The sequence below is a fragment of the Algoriphagus litoralis genome, assembly GCF_003259255.1.
GTDB lineage: Bacteria > Bacteroidota > Bacteroidia > Cytophagales > Cyclobacteriaceae > Algoriphagus > Algoriphagus litoralis.
This window is the reverse complement of the sequence record NZ_QGOL01000002.1, coordinates 486,573-506,855: the sequence shown is the minus strand read 5'-3', so window position 1 is coordinate 506,855 and position 20,283 is coordinate 486,573. Positions and strand designations below refer to the sequence as shown.

The window sequence follows — 20,283 nt, the reverse complement described above, 5'->3', positions numbered from 1 at the left end:
CCAATTTAGCTTCCGCAGCCTACACAGTCAAAATGGGAATCCATCGGCTTGACACCTTTGAGCTGCATTTCCAGATTGTGGATTTCATCACGTGTTTCCATATCGGCAAACATGTCTCCAGTAAGTTTGCCCTTCAGGGCAGCGATGGCTGCTTCGAGCGCTTGTTTTTGTTGTTCGGTCATAAAAGTGGTGTTTTTGGTTGAGTGAGTTTGAGTGGTAAAATAACATTTATCGGAAAAATGGTTCCGCTAAATCGCCGAATTTTATTGGACAAAAATGAGACCAAATGAAAATCAGCGAATTGGATTTTTTCAGCATTTTCCTTGGACTTCTGGCTCTTTGTCTAGTTCCTAGTGGAAGGGAAGTAAGGCTTTAAAACGACGGGGCTGGCAGGTCTATTCTTTCTTCTTCTTGTAAATAAACCATCGGATGAGCTCTACGAGCCCAAAAGTGGCAAGAATCACAACTAGGGTGAGCTTCAAAAACCCAAAATCTGTTAACATGGGCGTAAAAATGCGGTAACATTAAAGACATATCCAAAAAATCTGTGTTAAGCTTTTCCGATTCGGACAAAATTTAATATTGAGTCTAGAAAGAGAATGTTTTGCTAAATCTTCAATGAATTTCTTCCCGCTATCATAGCAACTTTATACTTCCAGGTCCAAAAGATTTATTTCGCAAGAAAGCCAAACATCCAAGACATACTTTTTGGTCATTCCGCTGAATCCTTTCAGAAATAGAAATACCGTAAAACACGGATATGAAATACCAAAAAGCATGGATTTCAAGAAATCAGGCATGTTGGCAACTTGCACATGCGGATCTGTCCAACCAGAATTACTCCCTTTTACTAGCCGAACTGGAGTCCAATCGCAAAAGGTACTCCATTCTTCATTGGACCTGAGAATTCGGCTCAAAAGGAACCCGTAGACTGGTTTTCAGCAGCTCCTCGAATTCTACCGGATTAAAATTTCAAAGTCAAATTCAGTATCAATCAAACCATGGTAAAATGGCCAGGATCCCGATGAAAGATCGGGAGAGGCTATGTGACAGTTCAAATTATAACCACATGAAATGCCCATGAGAATGGCTTCTCACGCAGGGGATGATTATCAAAGGGCATTCCAGATGGCAATTGAAAAATAAATTATAAACATATGAAATCTTTATTTTACACGCTTTTAGCTTTGCTGCTTATTATTTCCGGATGTAAAGATGACCCGGAAAACCCCACACCAATCGATACCTTTTCTACAAAATTGGAAGGTGAGCTTGCAGGTCAAGCACTCAAACTTGAGGCCTCTGCCATCCAATCAATCTATTTTTCTGATCAAGGCGAATCCACCGGCGCTCTGGAGATCACAGGGCAACTACCAAACAGTGAACGCTTGACATTTTTCATCGATGAGGTAGTAGAGGGCACGGTCACGCTCACTCAAGAATTTCCATCGGTCATGGGTTCTGGTTCCTTTGGCCTTAGAAAAGACCCCTCAGGAGAGAATCAAAAAATCACCGCTACACCGCCATCCTTTGTCAAATATTCAAAGTCACCCAACACATTCTTCGCAGTATCCGGCAAGTATGTCATCAAAATAGATGGTAACAACCTGACGCTTGACTGGGAAATCACATTTAAAGATGCACAGGGAAATACCTTCACTTCCAAAGGAACAGTGACGATCAAAGAGTTCAAGGCAAACCAAAGACCTCGTTCCCAAATCAATTCACCGACTTCCAATCTTGCCATCACTTCCATTAGTCCGGATTATGGACCTGCAGGTACAGAAGTAACGATCAAAGGAACAGGTTTCAGCGCACTGAAAAGTGAAAACGCATTGCGGTTGGGTGATTTAGTCTTGGGAAATCCTACCAGCGCATCAGCCACTGAACTTAAGGTGACTGTTCCCGAGAATGGAAACCATGGAAAATTCTACCTCACGGTCTTAGGCGCCAATGCTGAAAGTGGATTCTTTTATTATGCGCCGATCATCGAATCTGTAGATAAAGCGGCCGCTAAAGTAGCAGAGGAAGTCGTGATCAACGGTAAGCATTTCGATGCGGATGCATCGCTACTGGAAGTGAAGGTCGGGGAAAAAGCCATGCAAATCCTTTCCTCTAGTTTGACAAAAATCACCATTAAAATCCCAGAAGGGACCGAGACAGGAAAAATCACCGTGGCTCGTAAAGGAAAACCGGCAGTGGAAGGACCCGAACTCACCATCACCGCTGAACCCGTCAATGTAGGCCCTCCGATCAATGAGGTATTTCAAGTAGTATCTGGCAATTTGACTTTTGAGGAAGTCCTGATGAATAGCACGGAATATGGGCCTTTTTGGACTTTTGAGATCGATCGCCCAAATCATAAGCTATATGCAGTCGGAAGCAAGGGGATCGTAGAGATTGATTTGAATACCCGATCTACTCAACTGATTGTAGATGCCAATGACAAGGTCTACACCCCCGAGCTCGGTACGGCTGCTGTAAGCACCATCCCTCAGGCACTTTATCCCGATGGAAAAGGCAACTTGTATGGAGTCAAAAGCCCACTGGCAGCGATTTTCGCTCCGACCAATATTTTCAAAATTGACCTTGCCTCTAAGACTTCGGCCATGATTGGAAATACCAAAATCAATGCTGGGGGAATATTTGCCGGAATGTATGTGTCGGATGAACGCATCTTTCTCACCCGATCACAAGGTGGATATGATTTACTCAGCTTTGACCTGAACATGGGAGATGCCAAAACATTGCTCAACTTCCAAAGTAAACGAGCCTCAGAATTGATCCCCATGGGCGGAAATAAGCTTCGCCTTATCCGCGATCAAAAAGTCCAAGAACTTCATTACAGCCAAATAAATGGCGCTGAGGTGACTGGGGCGATTGACTGGTCAGCTACTGTTCAATCGTTGCGGCCCGCTGATGGTGCAGGTGCAGAAATTGTCGGAATGGAATACCGCAATGGAGATTTCATCGGGATGTTTGCCAGCTTGGATTCAGAGTATACCATTGGTGTCCAAGCAGGTGAAACAGGAAATTTTGTAAAAAAAGGCGAATTCATTATCAAGCAAACCTATTTGCGAAACGGAAATACCACCCCCGTTCTTGCCTATGAAATTGATGATACGCTGCGCGGGAATGTGATGGTCGTAGACAAAAATGGAGATACCTATATTCTCCTACAGACACCTACGGATGGACAAGGAAACTTTATCGCAGGTCAGATAGGGGGAATTTATAAGGTCAAAATGTAGCAAAAGCTAAAAACCACGAGAAAAGGACGGCTTGACCGTCCTTTTTTTTATCGATAGCGGATCATTCAATCCGCACTATTTATTTTTCAAATTCCTATAAACTATGCGAGGGAAGTAAATTCAAGATTGCCTTGAGGCTATTTCTTTCAAAAAATCAAGTGGCTACAGCTTCTCCTCAGCGATTAAAACCGCTTGTTCAAAAACTTCTGAAGATCATCATTGTCACCAAAAAGCACCAGAATGTCTTTTTCTTTCAATACCAAATCCGGTGTGGCCACACCCTGAACCCGCTCTTCGGTCCTGCTTTTGCCAAGGACGCTTTTTACCTCTTCTTTTTTGATGATGGTAAGCACCAGCAGATTGAAGTGCTGTCTGAACCCAATCTCCCGAATAGTTTTGCCAACATATTCACTCGGCACATTGGCTTCAATGATGCTAAACTCCTCACTCAGCTCGAAAGAATCGACCACATTTTTGATGCATAGCTTCTTTGCCAATCGTTCGGCGGTCTCTTCTTCGGGATGGACGATTTCATCTACCCCTATCGCCTGCAAAACCCGCTCATGCAGCGGGTTAATCGCTCGGCTGATCAGGCGTTTTACCTGATTGTTCTTAAAGAGAGCTGTTGCCATGATATTCGCACCCTGATCTTCCCCGATAGCCACAATCACCACATCTGTATCACGCAATGGAAGGCCTGAAACGGTAAACTCGTCGGTCGCATTCATACAGATCGTATGTGAGATTTTTTCCTTGTAGAGATCGACCTTCTCCATTCGGGAATCAATGCCGATTACTTCATTGCCTGAGGCAGTCAGCTTTTGCGCTAAGGAAGCCCCAAAATTCCCCAGTCCTACGATGATGTATTTCATGTGTTTATTATTTGTTTTTTAGCGGCCACATGGAATCTTCACATGTATTCCCCGAAAGCTATCGGGGCATCCCTCTGTGTGTCGCTTTGTGTCATGCCTGTCTGCCTCAGGCAGGCTCGATTTCATTCCTATTTATTTATCAGACTTTCAATTCATGCCACTGCTTGTATTACGTGCTTAGTGGCTTATCACACGGTGCATTTTGGGATGGATATTAATTTATCACTATTTCCTCCACCGGATAGCGGTAATTTTTATACCTCACCTTCCTAAAAACCGCAATCATCAGCGAGAGCATACTCACTCTTCCTACAAACATGACCACGGTCAATACCAATTTGCTGGCTTCAGATAAGTTTGCTGTGATCCCCAAACTCAAACCCACGGTACTGAACGCCGAGAAACTCTCAAATCCAATCTGAATCAGACTCTTGTCCTGATCAAAAACAGAGATCAGCAAAATAGCAAATCCAATCACTACCAAGGAAAGCGAAATGGTAGCAAAGGCTCTCCGTACAGAGATATCCGCCACTTCACGTCTGAATACCTCAATTTTACTTTTCCCTCTAGCCAGACTGATAATATTCAGTGTTGCAATCGCAAATGTACTGGTCTTGATCCCACCACCCGTTGATGCAGGTGAGGCCCCGATCCACATCAGCAGAAATACAATCATGGTTGTAGGAAAGAGCATCGCACTCGTATCGATCGAGTTGAATCCGGCTGTCCTCGGAGTAGTAGCGCCGAATAGACCGGTGATTACCTTTCCAAATCCCCGGTGCTCTGCCAAAGTATTGTTGTATTCTAAGCTATAGAAAGCAATAAAAGCCACCAGCGTGATCGAAAGCGTAGACACCAAAGTAATCCTACTGTTGATATTGAGTACCCAGGGGCGATGGTTGACCTTGTACCGTCCAAACGACAGCAGAGATCTGAGCTTGTACTTGAGAAAACTGATGATATTATCCACGATCGGAAATCCCAGCCCTCCCATCACAAAGGTCAGAATAATGATCAACTGAAACAGATAGTTGAATCGAAAGCCACTTTCGTACAAGCTATTTGGCAGGGTGGAGAAGCCAGCATTGCAAAAGGCCGAAATGGCATGAAAAACGGAGAAAAACACCTTTCTGGCATGGCTTTCAAATAAATCTGCATCCAAACTCGTGTAGATCAACACTGCCGATACAGCCTCAATCCCAAAAGTAATCAAGAGAATGGCCTTCAAGGTGCCAAACACTTCCCCAAGTTTTTTTGAGTTAGTCAGATCACCCAGCGCCAGTTGATTTTCATAGGTCGATCCTCCCTTGAAAAAATAGCTGAAATAGCTTGCAAAGGTCAAAATCCCCAAACCTCCGATTTGAATCAGCAGTAAAATAATCACCTGCCCAAAATCCGTAAAATAACTCCCGGTATCTACCACGATCAAGCCCGTGACACAGACTGCACTGGTGGACGTAAACAATGCATCTACAAAGGACAAGCCCTCATGAGTCGCACGGGGAGTCATCAAGAGCAAAGCACCGATCACGATGATGAGAAAGAAACTGATTACAAACAGTTGGGCAGGATTGAGAATCGCCCGTTTGTAATTTATTCTGACTTCAGAGGCTTCACGGATAAAGGTAAGGATGACAGCCAATTGTACCCAAATGGGGTTTTCCAAAATTAAATCCGTCTCAAAGGGTACGCCCACAAAGAGATAGAGGTAGAAAATCCAAAATGTAAATCCAATCGACAGGAGGTCAAAAATAAAAACCTTCCGCTTAGGAATGATCCGCTTGCTGACATACCTGGCAAAAGTGGAAATGACTCCAAAGCCCAAGACAATAAAGTAAAACCCGTCAAAAACCTCTTGGTAAAACTTACTTTGGTAAAACCCAAAATCAGCCACGAAAGCCAAAATACCAAGAAAGCTTGCCAGTAGGGCGGCGCGATTGAGCCACTTGATGCCTGAATTCATGAGCCAAATGTTCCCTTTCTCTTTTGGTTTTGCAAAAGAAAAGGGAAAATTATTGCTAAAGTTGAAATCGGAAGCCAATGGGTAAATAGTCTTTTCCCGATTATAAATCGAATTCCGAACATCCTTTGCAATTACATTCGGCTAGGGCAACTAATCAAATTCACTTTATTCCTTGATTAATCAACTTCGCCGTGTCCTTCACTTCTAAAAAAAGTGAATGTAAAAATTCATAATTAAGATTCTTAAGATCTGCTCTGGTAAAAAACAGATCCCGGACCATGTCATGATATTTTGCAGAGGCCTCTTCCCCCAGCCCCAATTCTTTCCCGAATAGTTCTCTTGCAATCTTATCGATTATTCCATTGACGAGAATGTGAGTATTTAAGAAAAGCTTAATTCTCCTGTTTTGAATCAATTGAATATGAAAACAAAAGAGAGATTTGTTGGACACTATGACATTCAAAAAATCAGGATCATAGGATTCTAAAGTCGGAAGAACCATTGCCATAGTGTTTGCTTTCCGAATATGCTCCTGCATAAGCACTTCAAAATAACGCTCAAAATCCCTGAAATAGTGATAAAATCCTGATTTATTTAATCCTGTGATACGTGATAGACGCTCGATCTGGATCCCTTCATGACCTTCTTCACAAAATAATTCATACCCTACATCTATCCATTTTTGTTTTGACTTTTTTGGATTTTGATAGTTAAAATCATTCATGAGTAATACGCTTTTTTCTACAAAATATACTTAAAATCCCTCCAATTATAATCTGGATCCAGCTTGAATTCCTGATTTTATGGAATTAAAAAAACCAACTCCACCGAATCACCAAGACTGACTTCAACAAATATACTATCACCATTAAATGCTCTTGATTTTAGACACTTAAGAAAAAGGTAAATCTTCAATAAAACATTTCATCTTTTAAGTCAAATAATTCAATGGATTTTTTTGCAAACTAGACTAGCCAGTCTAATTTATTGTTCATCTGGAGTTTGTGTTGCCAATCGTTTACAATAAATTTTACCTTTCTGCTTTGGAAGAAAATATATGAAAAATAGATTCACCTACCTTATCAGTGCCGGCCTAGCAATTTTTTCAATCAGCTCAGGATGCAGACAAAACCAACAGGAAGTGTTGGCAGTCTCAAAACCCAATATTCTAATAATAGTGGCAGACGACTTAGGATATAGTGACATTGCACCTTTTGGAGGAAATATTGAGACTCCAGTTCTGACAAAGCTCGCTCAGGAAGGCATTTCATTTTCCCGCTTTTATGTACAGCCCACTTGCTCCCCTTCCCGTGCCTCCCTCCTGACAGGCAATGATAATCACACCGCAGGAGTCGGGATCATGAGTGAAATGGACTATCCTGCCTTGCAGGCACTTAATCTATCGGGATATCAAGGCCATCTCAATAAGGAGGTCGTGACTATTCCTGAAATCCTCCGTGAAAATGGATACCATACCTATATGACGGGGAAATGGCATCTCGGAGAGGGTCAGGGAATGGATCCCTTTGATCGAGGTTTTGAACAGACCTTTATATTGGGAACTGGAGGCGGAAGTCATTGGAATGACCGGAAGGCGCTGTCCCCTTTGCAGCATATGGATTATACCCGAAATGGGGTGCAGGTTGAGCCCTCACCCGAATTTTATTCCAGCCAAGCTTACACGGACTCACTTATGAGTTTCATTACCAGGGGTGAAGGAGATCAAAAGCCTTTTTTTGCCTATCTCTCCTACACAGCTGTACATGATCCGCTCCATGCGCCGGATGAATATATAGCCAAATACAAGGGAAAATTTGACATGGGATGGGATTCGCTTTGGACAGAGCGAATGGAAAATTTGCAATCTCTTGGGATCATTCCAACGAATCTGACGGCAAGTCCTACTAATCCTTTTGTTCCTAGATGGGAAAGCCTGACACCCGATCAGAAAGCAGCCTATGCACGGGATATGGAGGTCTATGCCGCTTCGGTGGATTACTTGGATATGAGCATGGGGAGGATCATCACCTATCTCAAAGATCAAGGTATGTATGACAACACCCTCATCATCTTTTTATCCGATAATGGTGCCAACGGTGCCCATGCTCGAGACTACCCCGGAAATGGAGATGGAACATACCTTTCCAGTTTCGATAATCGATTAGAAAACAGAGGCAAAAAAGGCTCCTACATCGAAACAGGAGCCGGATGGGCGCAGGCATCCTCTTCGCCGTTTCGTTATTTCAAAAGCTTTACCTCCGAAGGTGGGATCAGGCTTCCCATGATTATCAAAATGCCAGGCAAAATGACACAGGCCGGACAGTGGAACAAATCCATGGTCCATGTGACGGATATACTTCCCACGATCCTGGAGATTACTGGATCAGCATACCCCAGCCAGTTCAAAGGACAAAGCATTCATCCACTAATTGGTAGATCAATCCTCCCGCTCTTGAATGGAACCGCTTCTTCCTTACCTCCAGGCAAAGGATATGGATGGGAGCTATTTGAAATGAGAGCATACATTCGTGACAATTGGAAAATCCTCCGACTTCCGGCACCTTTGGGTTCTGGCGAATGGGAATTGTATGATGTAGAAAAAGATCCAAGCGAATCACAGGATCTTTCTGAAGAATTTCCCGAAATCAAAAATGAACTCATCCAAGCCTGGATGGAATACGCCAAAACCAACGGAATTCACGACCACAACGGGCACTATGATTCGCTCTATCGGGCAAACTATTCCAATCCCACAAGTCATTGAGCTAAGACTGGGTTGGCATAAATCGGCCTTGCAGTTCATGGATTTACTTTCAAATGCCTCCAAATCGGTTGGAGGCTAAAAATTAGGCAGCAGTGATCCGGGCTTTAGCCTAATCCTTCACTCCATTTTGTAGTTGAAAATGGGTCGTTTCACATCACTTATCGATTTCATTTCAGGAGCGCTACTTCTCGATTCCTGAAGTGCCCGATTTTTTTGAATTTTGATTTCCGGCTCCGAATTCCAATGCATAAACCAGATGTAAGGCACAATTCAGAATACACTTTTACCTTGCTCTACGTACTGGCACGGATATAAAATAGGGGGATTCTGGTATTCCTTGGCTTTCCAATCAGCCTCAACTTTATCCCGGCTAACCAAAAAAATATCATGAAATCAATTCTCTTGGTCTTTGTGCTCCTGTTCGCGGCGCTGGGACCGGCTAACGTTTTGTCCGAAAAGGACATCAAAACCACTAGTTTCAACAAGAAAAATCAAGGTAGCAAAGCACCCAAAAAAGTATTTATCCGAAGCTTCAAGGCTTTGTTTGAGGTATTTGAGGAGGCCTCAGCCAAGACTTCAGGCTCAAAAAATGAACGGGCAGACCGAACTACCTTCACTTCGGGAACCTCTACGAGTCTTGGAGTTCAGATTTCGGGAGTAGATGTGGAGGATTTTCAACAAATGATAGATCAAGCCTATTCGGAATTTACGAAACAATTGACAAGCCAAGGTTTCGAAATCATGAGTGCTGAGGAAGCCGCGTCCTACGAATACTTTGCAGAATGGGTCAAAGTAAAAGGAGGAGCAAGTTCCGATGCGCAAGCAGCAGGATATGTCATGGTCACTCCTCAGAATTTTGAGTATCTAGTCAAGGGGATTAGCAAGGGAGGTCGCGAAAAGTCAGGGGGAGGAATACTTGACAATACCCCCAAAATGTCTAAAGAGCTCAATGATGTATTTATCGCTGATGTCAATTTTGTGTTTCCTTTTGTAAACTTAGATGCGAATGCAGATACCTGGACGAAATCTACTTCAGTCAAGGCCGTGATCGATTACCGGATTGAACCACTTGTCGATCCAACAGAGAATAAAGCGTCCCTCGGCGGAGGACCTAACTTGCTTACCCAGGTGAGCTTTATGTCAGGTTTGGATATCGGAAACAACCCCCTTTTTCATGCCAAAGTAGAACCCAAGAAAGCGGTATCCTTCGAAGGGGTTTTCAAAGACAAGAAAATCAAAGAAACCACTCAGGCCCAGACGGAAATGTTTTCAAAGACAGGATACACTCAGTTAGTAATGACATCGGGAGATCAACGTACGGTAGCTTCGCATTTTGCCGAATGCAATCGGGATTTGTATGTCAATGCAGCTTCAGGATCCATGAAAGATCTGACCGATGTAGGTATAACCAATTTTATCCAAATGACTAAAGACTAAGCCATTTCTCCCAGGAGGTCATTCTCAGGAGCAAATTTCAAAAGGCCAACCAGCGTGTTGGCCTTTTTTGTGGGTGTTTTTGAAGCCTGTATCTCCTGTGCGCTGAGCGATATGGAGCCTTTCACCAATTTTTGTTGTTGGAAATGACTTTCGTCTATTTATTTATGCATTACGCCCTTCGGAAATACCCTACCCCATTTCGGAAGTACCCCCTTGGAGGAAAAATTTTGGCTAAAGCCCCATAGAATTTAGCGATTCGTTAGGAATGGGCTGAAGCCCCCTTCCAATTCATGGATTTGAATTCCAGTTCATTAATTGCCTCCTGTCCCGATAATTCGGGACGGGGGAAAAAAATAGCCGAGAGCTTTCCGGGCTTTAGCCCAATTCTTCGATAAGAATTTGGGTAATGGAATTACAAATTCCGAAGGAATTCAAACTAGCAAAAATGACCCGGTACGGGTCGGATATCGGTAGAAAACATTGCTAGATAGATCAATACGACCCCTATCGGGGTCGAATATATATGGGTATACAATTTTCTCTACCCAGATATCATCCCTACGGGATGGGAATGGACACGGCCAATAATTCTAAATGATAATTAAGTGTAACTCTACATCCAGCGTCCACAGAACCACAACCCTGAAAGACAATAGATTACGCCGAGATGGAGATATGTCTTGATTTAGCATGAATGATTTGGCTAAAGCCCCGATGGATTGAGAATTTCTTTTAGGAATGGGCTGAAGCATCCTTCCAATTCATGGATTTGAATTCCAGTTCATTAATTGCCTCCTGTCCCGATAATTCGGGACGGGGGATAAAAAATAGCCGAGAGCTACCCGGGCTTTAGCCCAATTGGTTAGATAGTTTATGGGAAATGAATTGGAAATTCCAAAAAATAGAAGTGTGTAGATGCAATCTACGGGTAGCGTCCATGGGACCGCAAGACTGAAAGGCAATAGAATACGTTGAGGTGGGGGGTAAAAAACAGTAGGTTTGATTGTTTAAAAAAAACCACCCGAGGAGAAGTCCTCGGGCTGAATGTAAGATTCCGGACTAAATCATAAGCTCAAGAGCTACCAGTCAATGGAATTCTTATACCCTTCCTGCAAAGACAGAATCTGAAAAGACGAAGCGGTTTCCTCTGGTCTTCCGGTAAAAGCACAGGTAAGCGCACCAACTACGGTCCCGGTCAATACCTTTTATCCGAACACTCAGGCTAAGATCAGTAGAGTATCCTGCTTGGGTAAACCAATAATGATTCCCCGTCTCGGGATGAAGGAGGAAAACCATCACCATTGCTCTTTTAAAGGAACTGCCCTGATTCGCCTGATCTCTCCAAGTAAGCTGTATAGTCAGGTCGTCCCGACTGATCCCCACCTCCTCGGGACCGAGTAAGGTTCCTGAGGATATTTTCAAATACGCGGGATCAATGGGAGGCTCCTGTCCAAAGGTATATCCTTTTTGAACCAACTCTTGATAGGCACAATGTGTCCCTTTTCTGCTTTGGGTACATTGATTTTGAAACCCAAAGTTCAATACCCGCTTAAAAGGCGCGAGAAATTCATTGATTTCCTTGAATCGCCTTCTGAAAAGGAGCTGAAGAGGCGTGGGATGGGTCCTATTCCGATGAGAATCGGGAAGACGTCTCATAATAGTCTGTCCATTAAGCTGGTAGAATACAAATCCACCAGCTTTTCCATTGGGATTGATTCCCCCTGGTCCTGCTAGTTTTGCCATTGTTGTATGGGTTTAGGTTATACAAATAGTAGGAACAAAGGATAGGAAAGGCTGGAATCTCTGCAACCAAATGTGCGGAATATGCGCTTTTTGCCGGATTTTGCAGCAGGGGTTATTTCACGCTTGGTGCAAAAAAGGAGCAGTTAACCCCGGATTAACCCGGAATTTAGGGTGAATTTTTAATAGCAATCCTGTCAGTTTGGTTATTGTAGCCTGGATTTCTGGTCGGAGGGAATCCTTTCAAAATCCTTCTGGGATAACCTCAAATGCTGTGTTAGTAATTCGAAAAAGAATAACCGTTCACTCACTTCTGCCGAAGATTTTTCCCGCTCAGCGAGGAAAATCATCCAGCCTTGAAGGAGTTCCCAGAGGTAAATATTCTGATTGGAGACTGAAACAGCATCAAAAAGTTCATCCTTCGCATAGTCAATTTCTAAGGTTAGATTCATGGTGGATTTATGAATTAAGATTTTGGGCAACTTGGAGCTCCAGTATTTTCTGTTGCTCGATTAGGTTTTGAATTTCAGCATATAAATCCTCTTCATTTTGCCATTGAGAGCAAAATCCGGAAATCAGTTTTCTGTTGATTTCCAGAGATTGGAGCAAAAATTCCATCAATTGGGAATCGGATTCAGGCAGGTGGAGATGGATATCTCTGCTGATATTGACAGGAGAGTCGCAAAGATTGCCTAGTTGAATAACAATAGGTTTCATAGCTTTTTCGAATTGGTCCAAGGCAATTTCCACGATATCAAAGGGATAGACTATTCCTGAAAAGGATGAATTAGAGGGAATATTGGAATAAAATATCCTAGCGTGAGAGAAGACTCCGAAGGAGTCAAACTTTTCATAACCGCGGGCGGGAGCCCGTGGCAAGCATGCACTAACCAAACACGAGCCCTGAAAGGGTGATAATCATTCAATTGATCAAATCACCCCATCCGGGGCTCGGGATAGCTTCGCTCCTCTTTCCCCCGGCTCCTTGCAGTCACCAGGGGTCATGGAAAATGCCGATCCTTCGGATCTTTCTTTCCAGATTAAATCTATTCCGACAAAAAATGTCAGTCATAGTTTCCCAAAGCTTGGATGATACTCTCCAATGGGATAATTTAGTTTATTCCCTTTCGGAAGAAATACTTATTTTTCCACTGTACTTACAGACTATGAACGAGAAAATTCACCACGGCAGAAATATCAAGCGATTCCGCGAAATGATGGGTATCAAGCAGGAGGCCTTGGCTCACGAACTGGGAGCCGATTGGTCTCAAAAGAAGATTAGCCTTCTCGAGCAAAAGGAAGAAGTTGAAGAAGAACTGCTTCGTCAGGTTGGTGAGATTCTACGCATTCCCGTGGAAGCTTTTCAGAATTTTGATGAAGAGCAGGCGATAAATATTATTTCGAATACATTTCAAGACTTCAAGGATAATGCAATTGCGTCAGCAATGAATTATCAATGCTCGTTTAATCCACTAGATAAAATCGTCCAGTTGTATGATGAAAAAATCGCCCTTTACGAGCGGATGTTGAAGGAAAAGGATGAAATGATGGGGAGGTTGGAAAAGTTGTTGAATAAATAAGGATCTTAATCCTACAATCTAGAAGCCTTTCTGTTATTCAGAAGGGCTTTTTGTTTTTCGGATAGTTCGACACCCTTCGGGGTCGTGGGGATCGTTTCGTCATTCAATTTTCCACGGGTTTCACCCGCGGCTATTGAGAAGTTTGACCCCTTATCAGGGGTCTGAAATTGAAAAAATTAAAATGACAGGATTTGAGATTTAGATATTTTGGCGATTTGGATAATCCGAAATAACGACGGTGAAGCCGTCGAACTTCTCAATAGCCCTAGGTGAAACCTAGGGAAAAATGTAAACGATAAGGAGGACGACAACCCTAAAAGGGTTGAACTTGTGGGAAATGGAATTGCAAATTCCGAAAAATAGAAAAGCGTAGATGCAATCTACGGGTAGCGTCAAGCGAACCTCAAAATAGAAAGGCAATAGACTACGCCGAGGTGGGGGTTTTCCAAAATTAAATCCGTCTCAAACGGTACGCCCACAAAGAGATAGAGGTAGAAAATCCAAAATGTAAATCCAATCGACAGGAGGTCAAAAATAAAAACCTTCCGCTTGGGAATGATCCCCTTGCTGACATACCTGGCAAAAGTGGATATGACTCCAAAGCCCAAAACAATAAAGTAAAACCCGTCAAAAACCTCTTGGTAAAACTTACTTTGGTAAAACCCAAAATCAGCCACGAAAGCCAATATACCAAGAAAGCTTGCCAGTAGGGCGGCGCGATTGAGCCACTTGATGCCTGATTTCATGAGCCAAATGTTCCCTTTCTCTTTTGGTTTTGCAACTGCTTTCTCTTAAAAATTAATTTCCATCCAAGAAAAATAAGGCTTTCGAATATACTGAACAGATAAATTCAAAAAGCAATTCAACATGGAAGGTTTACTTCCTCACCTCAATCAACTGAAACCTGAGAAAATCCTCAGAAAAATCCGGATGGTCCTGATGATCTGTAGATACCCAAATACCATCCTTGTCACCGAAAATGTACTTGCCGTAAAATCTGTCAGCTTCCAATTCAAGTTCCCCAACTTTATTATAATCGGAATCCAAAAATACCAATCCCCATCTCGAAGGCATAAATGCTTCCGTGTCCAAAACATTCTCGGGAATATCCTCAAACTTGGCCGCCCGAACCATCAGGTCCTGACTTTCGAGGTAGAATAAATCCGAGTAGATGTCCACATGATTAATCATTTTCATGAGTTCGTCCATATCCTCAAACAACTTGGGGGAATTGGAAGTCGGTGGATCATTCGGGAATCCACTGTGCCCTGCAAAAGAGGCGATCACTTTTCCACCGTCGATTCTGTAGATATCTCGGAAGTTCATGTTGACGATCGGCATCCCATCAGGCCCCAAAGTCAGCAATGGAAAGATGGATTTGTTGAGGTTGTCACCCACAAATTCCTGTGGGAAATAACTAATGGGCGTAAACGTCCTGCTCAGCGTATCGTAACGCATCAGGTTTGGGGTTTGAGTGAGTTGCTCAGGAGTAAGGCTAGTCCAGTCAAACTGCATGGGTAATGCAGCAAAGTAAAACCCATCCTTGCCTGGGATGAAGATATTCGAGAAAAGACTGATGCCCTTTTCCTCCAGATCATCCAGATTGATTTCAGATTTTTGAACCAGATTACCTTCCCCATCAAACTTATACAGGGTATTGACCGCCGTGGTCAAATAAATCTCGTCAGGGCTTTGGACAAAAATGCCTGCTACATTACTTCCAACCCCCTCTGGCCCCTCTCTTTCAAATTTGACCGAATTCAAAAGCTTCCCGTTGGGAATTGAGTAAGTCAGGAGTTGCAAGCTTCCGTAATCGAAAAGGAAAAAGTATTGGTCAGATAGCGATTGAAAATAAAGATCCGAACGACCAAAATCATCTGGAAAAGGAAACGTCCGATAGGTGTCAGTCAATACAAATTCAAGCTCAGCTTTGGTTTCCTTTTCTGAAGTACAACCGATCAGAATGAGGACAAAAAGTATGGCAACTAGTTTTTTCATATTTGATATAAAATTTAAACCTATCAAGATTGTATTTCCTTGAAAAAGAGACTCTATCTATTTAGACCAAAAGGGTCACTGCCTAATTGTTGCTCTTTTCGCTTATATCAGCAAGATTAGTTTAAAATCCAGCTAATGAAGTTGCAGTATACTATAGGTTGCCGATAAAGTAGGTCCGATAAATTAAAAATTTCCCTTAATTATTAATTTTCGTCTAAACTCTACCAATTTGCCTTCGTTTTTAGAGAAAAAGAGCAAATGACTAGAAGACTTTATCATTTTTGGATCGCTTTATTTTTGTTCTCCTGTACGGCAGAAGAACCGACTCGATCGGATACCAACCTCATTCAAAACCTAACTTCATCAATCTGGGAAATCAGTTTTTTCATCGTTGACGGAACTGACCAAAGCAGCGATTTTGAAGGAGTCAGTTTTGTGTTCCTCGAATCTGGTCAAGTGGAAGCTTTTAGAGGTACCCAACTTCTGGCTCAGGGGAATTGGAGCACAGGGATCAATTCAGGCAGAGTTGAATTTGAACTGTCATTTGCCTCCAATCCTACCTTTGAGCAGCTCAGTGCGAACTGGTTCCAAGAGGCGATTATTTCGAACAGGATAATTTTCAGAAAAGACCAAACCAACTCAGAAGACATTTTAACTTTCGAAAAATGATCGGCAGAAGCTTGCCAAAATTCAGCGGTGAGAGTCCGGTGAATTAGAATTTATCAGCAAAAGCGTAAATCCAAGAGGTATTCGTAAAGGGAAATTGCGGTTAACTTTCTAAATAGAAAAATAGTCCCGAGGCTGTCTCATATCTGCTGCTTGTCACATTGAGCGAAGTCGAAATGCAGCTTTATTTGCTGCAAATGGCCTTCGACTTCGAGACTCTCGTCTCTCAGGTACTCAGGCTGACACAAACAGAGCTTTTGAGACAGCCTTTATTAAAAAATAAATTTGTATTACACTATAATCTTGTCATCCCTTCGGGATTTAAAAGCCTGAAGGGCTGAAATTATTTTAGAATAGGTCGGACATATGCTTTTTTTAACCCCGAAGGGGTGAAACAAATTTAAAGGCGATTTCCCCGGGTATTCGCATTTTCTTTCCCCCAAAAGCCCAATTCTTCTATCTTTGTGCCTTGTTTTGAGCGGGATGCCCCGCGTGAGGGATAGAAGCGGCATCCCGATACCTTGATGGTAATCAAGGTATCGGGATACAGCGGATAGCCCGACCCGCCTTTTTTCAAGGCGGGGCACGCCCAAAAGCTCCTTTTCTTCAAGTTTATCAGACCACAAAAATTGAAAACGTACCAGGAATTTAAGCAGGTCAACTACCCGCAGATCGGGGAGGATGTCCTTCAGTATTGGAAAGAGAATCAGATCTTTGAAAAGTCGATCGCCAACCGAGAGGGAGCGGAGACTTTCACATTTTTTGAGGGGCCGCCTTCGGCAAATGGTACGCCGGGGATTCACCACGTGATGGCGCGTGCACTAAAGGATATTTTCTGCCGATACAAGACGCTGCGAGGTTTTCAGGTGAAGCGGAAGGGTGGCTGGGATACTCATGGCCTGCCAGTGGAGCTCCAAGTGGAGAAGGAACTCGGCATCACCAAGGAAGACATCGGCAAGAAAATCTCCGTCGAGGAGTACAATAAAAAGTGCCGGGAGACGGTCATGCGATTCAAAGACGAATGGGATGAGCTGACGGAGAAGATCGGCTATTGGGTCGATTTGGACGATCCATACATCACGTTTGATTCGAATTACATCGAGAGTCTTTGGGCGCTACTGCGCAAGCTGTATGATAAAGGCTTGCTGTACAAAGGATACACGATTCAGCCTTTCTCCCCTGCTGCAGGAACGGGTCTGAGTTCGCATGAACTGAACCAGCCGGGCACCTACAAAGACGTGAAAGACACCTCGATCACAGCGCAGTTTAAACTGAAAGGAGAGGAAAATACCTTTATCCTGGCCTGGACGACTACGCCTTGGACGCTTCCTTCCAACTCGGCTTTGGCAATCGGAGAAAACCTGGACTATGTGAAAGTGAAAACTTTCAATCCCTATACCTATGCCCCAGCAACGGTGATCTTGGCGAAAGCCAGAATGGCTTCTTACCTCAATCCAAAAGCTGCTGAACTTAAGCTGGAAGACTACAAGCCGGGAGACAAACTGATCCCCTACGAGGTAATCGAGGAGTTCAAAGGCAAAGCGATGCTGGGTTGGGAGTATGAGCAATTGTTTCCAATCGCGGAATTGGCCTTGCCAAGTCCTGCCTTTACTGTGGTAGCGGGTGATTATGTGACCACCGAAGACGGTACAGGAATCGTGCACTTGGCCAAGGCTTTTGGTGCGGATGACTTCCGGACTTTGGTGCAGAATAATGTGCCGGGTGTATTCGTGAAGGACGAACTTGGAAACGAGATTCCAGTCGTGGACAGACAGGGTAAATTCCTGCCTGTGGTGGGAAAATACCTCGCTGCGAAAATGAAGGAACACGGAATCACTGCCCATAAGGTCTATGGTGCGGACGATTTCTTTGTGAAAAATTACCCGAAGGATGATGAAAGTGCCGCTGACTACAAAAACACGGACGTGATCATCTCGATCATTCTAAAAAATGAAAACAAGGCCTTCAAGGTCGAAAAATACGAACACACGTATCCGCACTGCTGGAGAACGGATATGCCAATCCTCTACTATCCGCTGGAAAGCTGGTTTATCAAAACCACAGCCTACAAGGAGCGGATGGTCGAGCTCAACAAGACCATCAATTGGAAGCCGGAAGCGACCGGAACGGGTCGTTTTGGAAACTGGCTGGAAAACCTAGTGGACTGGAACCTCAGCCGATCCAGGTTCTGGGGCACGCCGCTTCCTATCTGGAGAACAAGTGACGGGACGGAAGAGAAATGCATCGGCTCGATCGCTGAACTGAATGCTGAAATCGAAAAGTCGGTGGCAGCTGGCTTTATGGCCAAATCGCCTTATGAAGGCAAGGAACTTGACCTCCACAGACCTTTTGTGGATGATGTGATCCTGATGTCTGACAAGGGCGAAAAGATGTTCCGCGAACCGGACCTGATCGACGTGTGGTTTGACTCGGGAGCGATGCCGTATGCACAATGGCACTATCCATTCGAAAATGAGGATATCTTCAACGCCAACTATCCTGCAGATTACATCGCCGAAGGCGTGGATCAGACTCGGGGTTGGTTCTTTACCCTTCATGCGATTGCGGTGATGCTGTTTGATAGTGTAGCGTTCAAAAATGTGATTGCCAACGGCCTTGTGCTGGACAAAAACGGCAACAAGATGTCCAAGCGATTGGGCAATGCCGTGGATCCATTCAAAACACTAAAGGAGTACGGACCGGATGCGTTGCGCTGGTACCTGATCAGCAATGCCAATCCTTGGGATAACCTAAAGTTTAACCTGGACGGTGTTGCGGAGGTGCAGCGTCGATTCTTTGGCACGCTACAGAATACGTACAATTTCTTTGCGCTCTATGCCAACTTGGATGCTTTTGTATACGACAAATCCAAGACTGTGCCGGTCACTGAGCGTGCAGAACTCGATCAGTGGATCATCTCCAAGCTGCAATCCCTCATCAAAGAGGTGGAAGACGCAATGGACAACTATGACTCCACCAAGGCGACTCGCGCGATCATGAACTTCACCGTAGATCAGCTATCCAACTGGTACGTGAGACTGGCGAGAAAGCGATTCTGGAGAGGGGAAATGAATGTCGACAAGCAGGCTGCCTATGAGACTTTGTATGAAAACTTGCTCAGCTTAGCCCAGCTGATGTCCTCTTTTGCTCCGTTCTACGCGGACTGGATGTACAAAAACCTCCACGAGACGAGCGAAAATGGTTTGGAATCGGTTCACTTGACCGATTGGGTTTCGGTGGATCAAACCCTGATCAATGTCGATCTGGAAGAAAGCATGGATCTGGCGCAGACGATTTCCTCACTGGTGCACTCGCTGCGCAAAAAGGAGAAAATGAAAGTTCGCCAGCCACTTCAGCGAATCCTGATTCCGGTATTGTCCAAGAAAACTCAAGCTCAAATCGAGCATGTGCAGGAATTGATCAAATCAGAAGTCAATATCAAGGCGATCGAATATTTGGATGATGCTTCGGGCATTTTGGTGAAAAATGTAAAACCTAACTTGCCACTTTTGGGTAAGAAACTAGGGCCAAAGATGCGCTTTGTCGTGGCAGCCATCAATTCTTGGGGACAGGAAGAGATTGCACAGATTGAGCGGGAAGGAAAAATCAACGTTTCAGTCGAAGGAGAACAAATTGAGCTTACTTTGGAAGAAGTATTGATCACTTCCCAAGATATCCCGGGCTGGTCTGTCGCTTCGGATCAAGGCGTGACGGTGGCACTGGATGTGACCCTTACAGACGAACTGAAGCAAGAAGGTGTCGCCCGAGATTTGGTTAATCGCATCCAAAATCTCCGTAAGGATATGGGATTGGAAGTTCAGGATAAAATCAAGATCATGGTGTCCGAAGAGCATGACTTGGCAAAGGCAGCAGTAGCGGCATTTGGTGAGTACATCCGGTCCGAAACACAGGCGGTAACTTTGGGACTTGGCCCTATAGCTGACGGTACATTGCTGGACATGGATGATTTTGAGTTAGCTGTAAAAGTAGAAAAGGCCTAAGCCTGTATTAC

Annotated in this window: 16 protein-coding genes; 6 read left to right on the top strand and 10 right to left on the bottom strand. The window is 43.9% G+C overall.

Annotated elements, in window-relative coordinates:
• Nucleotides 1-5: 5 nt before the first annotated feature.
• Together DK188_RS21610 and DK188_RS02055 are read right to left on the bottom strand one after the other, a co-directional pair.
• Nucleotides 6-182: a hypothetical protein gene (locus DK188_RS21610; protein WP_198672952.1), complete on the bottom strand. Its 177-nt coding sequence runs from the start codon at nt 180-182 to the stop codon at nt 6-8.
• A gap of 465 nt (nt 183-647) precedes the next feature.
• Complete coding sequence (locus DK188_RS02055) at nt 648-917, bottom strand: hypothetical protein (protein WP_111669114.1); 270 nt, start codon at nt 915-917, stop codon at nt 648-650.
• A 240-nt stretch (nt 918-1,157) separates the two neighbouring features.
• Between DK188_RS02055 and DK188_RS02050 the strand changes: the two genes are divergently transcribed.
• A complete protein-coding gene (locus tag DK188_RS02050) occupies nt 1,158-3,251 on the top strand; it encodes an IPT/TIG domain-containing protein (RefSeq protein WP_111669113.1) in 2,094 nt (697 codons plus the stop codon).
• A 182-nt stretch (nt 3,252-3,433) separates the two neighbouring features.
• On the opposite strand, the gene DK188_RS02045 is transcribed toward DK188_RS02050, so the two are convergent.
• The 3 genes from DK188_RS02045 to DK188_RS02035 form a co-directional block, all read right to left on the bottom strand.
• Nucleotides 3,434-4,123, bottom strand: a complete 690-nt coding sequence (locus tag DK188_RS02045; RefSeq protein ID WP_111669112.1) for a potassium channel family protein — start codon at nt 4,121-4,123, stop codon at nt 3,434-3,436.
• A 214-nt stretch (nt 4,124-4,337) separates the two neighbouring features.
• Nucleotides 4,338-6,086 carry a TrkH family potassium uptake protein gene (locus DK188_RS02040; RefSeq protein ID WP_111669376.1) on the bottom strand — a complete coding sequence of 583 codons (1,749 nt, stop codon included), beginning with the start codon at nt 6,084-6,086 and terminating at the stop codon, nt 4,338-4,340.
• 160 nt (nt 6,087-6,246) lie between these two features.
• Nucleotides 6,247-6,810 carry a TetR/AcrR family transcriptional regulator gene (locus tag DK188_RS02035; protein ID WP_111669111.1) on the bottom strand — a complete coding sequence of 188 codons (564 nt, stop codon included), beginning with the start codon at nt 6,808-6,810 and terminating at the stop codon, nt 6,247-6,249.
• Between the two features lie 333 nt (nt 6,811-7,143).
• On the opposite strand from DK188_RS02035, the gene DK188_RS02030 reads away from it, so the two are divergent.
• Nucleotides 7,144-8,850 carry a sulfatase-like hydrolase/transferase gene (locus DK188_RS02030; protein WP_111669110.1) on the top strand — a complete coding sequence of 569 codons (1,707 nt, stop codon included), beginning with the start codon at nt 7,144-7,146 and terminating at the stop codon, nt 8,848-8,850.
• Between the two features lie 387 nt (nt 8,851-9,237).
• Nucleotides 9,238-10,287: a hypothetical protein gene (locus DK188_RS02025; RefSeq protein ID WP_111669109.1), complete on the top strand. Its 1,050-nt coding sequence runs from the start codon at nt 9,238-9,240 to the stop codon at nt 10,285-10,287.
• A 1,098-nt stretch (nt 10,288-11,385) separates the two neighbouring features.
• Here DK188_RS02025 and DK188_RS02020 read toward each other — a convergent pair.
• From DK188_RS02020 to DK188_RS21420, 3 genes are all read right to left on the bottom strand, one after another.
• Complete coding sequence (locus DK188_RS02020) at nt 11,386-12,030, bottom strand: hypothetical protein (RefSeq protein WP_111669108.1); 645 nt, start codon at nt 12,028-12,030, stop codon at nt 11,386-11,388.
• Between the two features lie 203 nt (nt 12,031-12,233).
• The gene (locus DK188_RS02015; RefSeq protein WP_111669107.1) at nt 12,234-12,479 is read right to left on the bottom strand and encodes a hypothetical protein; all 246 of its coding nucleotides are present in this window, start codon (nt 12,477-12,479) and stop codon (nt 12,234-12,236) included.
• 7 nt (nt 12,480-12,486) lie between these two features.
• Nucleotides 12,487-12,744 carry a hypothetical protein gene (locus DK188_RS21420; RefSeq protein ID WP_157963144.1) on the bottom strand — a complete coding sequence of 86 codons (258 nt, stop codon included), beginning with the start codon at nt 12,742-12,744 and terminating at the stop codon, nt 12,487-12,489.
• A gap of 449 nt (nt 12,745-13,193) precedes the next feature.
• Here DK188_RS21420 and DK188_RS02005 point away from each other — a divergent pair, with 449 nt between their 5' ends.
• Nucleotides 13,194-13,607 carry a helix-turn-helix domain-containing protein gene (locus DK188_RS02005; RefSeq protein WP_111669375.1) on the top strand — a complete coding sequence of 138 codons (414 nt, stop codon included), beginning with the start codon at nt 13,194-13,196 and terminating at the stop codon, nt 13,605-13,607.
• Between the two features lie 392 nt (nt 13,608-13,999).
• Here DK188_RS02005 and DK188_RS02000 read toward each other — a convergent pair whose 3' ends face one another.
• Together DK188_RS02000 and DK188_RS01995 are read right to left on the bottom strand one after the other, a co-directional pair.
• Nucleotides 14,000-14,353: a hypothetical protein gene (locus tag DK188_RS02000; RefSeq protein ID WP_111669105.1), complete on the bottom strand. Its 354-nt coding sequence runs from the start codon at nt 14,351-14,353 to the stop codon at nt 14,000-14,002.
• Nucleotides 14,354-14,483: 130 nt separating this feature from the next.
• On the bottom strand, nt 14,484-15,605 hold the full coding sequence (locus tag DK188_RS01995; RefSeq protein WP_111669104.1) for a DUF4221 family protein: 1,122 nt from the start codon (nt 15,603-15,605) through the stop codon (nt 14,484-14,486).
• Nucleotides 15,606-15,863: 258 nt separating this feature from the next.
• On the opposite strand from DK188_RS01995, the gene DK188_RS01990 reads away from it, so the two are divergent.
• Nucleotides 15,864-16,274 (top strand): hypothetical protein, encoded by a 411-nt coding sequence (locus tag DK188_RS01990; protein ID WP_111669103.1) that lies wholly within the window; start codon nt 15,864-15,866, stop codon nt 16,272-16,274.
• A gap of 626 nt (nt 16,275-16,900) precedes the next feature.
• On the top strand, nt 16,901-20,272 hold the full coding sequence (ileS, locus tag DK188_RS01985; protein ID WP_111669102.1) for an isoleucine--tRNA ligase: 3,372 nt from the start codon (nt 16,901-16,903) through the stop codon (nt 20,270-20,272).
• Nucleotides 20,273-20,283 lie beyond the last annotated feature (11 nt).

Excerpts from the sequence above, each read along its gene's own strand:
- DK188_RS21610 (WP_198672952.1), bottom strand. The coding sequence starts at position 182 with ATGACCGAACAACAAAAACAAGCGCTCGAAGCAGCCATCGCTGCCCTG.
- DK188_RS21420 (WP_157963144.1), bottom strand. The coding sequence starts at position 12,744 with ATGAAACCTATTGTTATTCAACTAGGCAATCTTTGCGACTCTCCTGTC.
- DK188_RS02005 (WP_111669375.1), top strand. The coding sequence starts at position 13,194 with ATGAACGAGAAAATTCACCACGGCAGAAATATCAAGCGATTCCGCGAA.
- DK188_RS02030 (WP_111669110.1), top strand. The coding sequence starts at position 7,144 with ATGAAAAATAGATTCACCTACCTTATCAGTGCCGGCCTAGCAATTTTT.
- DK188_RS02025 (WP_111669109.1), top strand. The coding sequence starts at position 9,238 with ATGAAATCAATTCTCTTGGTCTTTGTGCTCCTGTTCGCGGCGCTGGGA.
- DK188_RS02000 (WP_111669105.1), bottom strand. The coding sequence starts at position 14,353 with ATGAAATCAGGCATCAAGTGGCTCAATCGCGCCGCCCTACTGGCAAGC.
- DK188_RS02050 (WP_111669113.1), top strand. The coding sequence starts at position 1,158 with ATGAAATCTTTATTTTACACGCTTTTAGCTTTGCTGCTTATTATTTCC.
- DK188_RS01990 (WP_111669103.1), top strand. The coding sequence starts at position 15,864 with ATGACTAGAAGACTTTATCATTTTTGGATCGCTTTATTTTTGTTCTCC.
- DK188_RS02020 (WP_111669108.1), bottom strand. The coding sequence starts at position 12,030 with ATGGCAAAACTAGCAGGACCAGGGGGAATCAATCCCAATGGAAAAGCT.
- DK188_RS02015 (WP_111669107.1), bottom strand. The coding sequence starts at position 12,479 with ATGAATCTAACCTTAGAAATTGACTATGCGAAGGATGAACTTTTTGAT.
- DK188_RS02040 (WP_111669376.1), bottom strand. The coding sequence starts at position 6,086 with ATGAATTCAGGCATCAAGTGGCTCAATCGCGCCGCCCTACTGGCAAGC.
- DK188_RS01995 (WP_111669104.1), bottom strand. The coding sequence starts at position 15,605 with ATGAAAAAACTAGTTGCCATACTTTTTGTCCTCATTCTGATCGGTTGT.
- DK188_RS02045 (WP_111669112.1), bottom strand. The coding sequence starts at position 4,123 with ATGAAATACATCATCGTAGGACTGGGGAATTTTGGGGCTTCCTTAGCG.
- DK188_RS02035 (WP_111669111.1), bottom strand. The coding sequence starts at position 6,810 with ATGAATGATTTTAACTATCAAAATCCAAAAAAGTCAAAACAAAAATGG.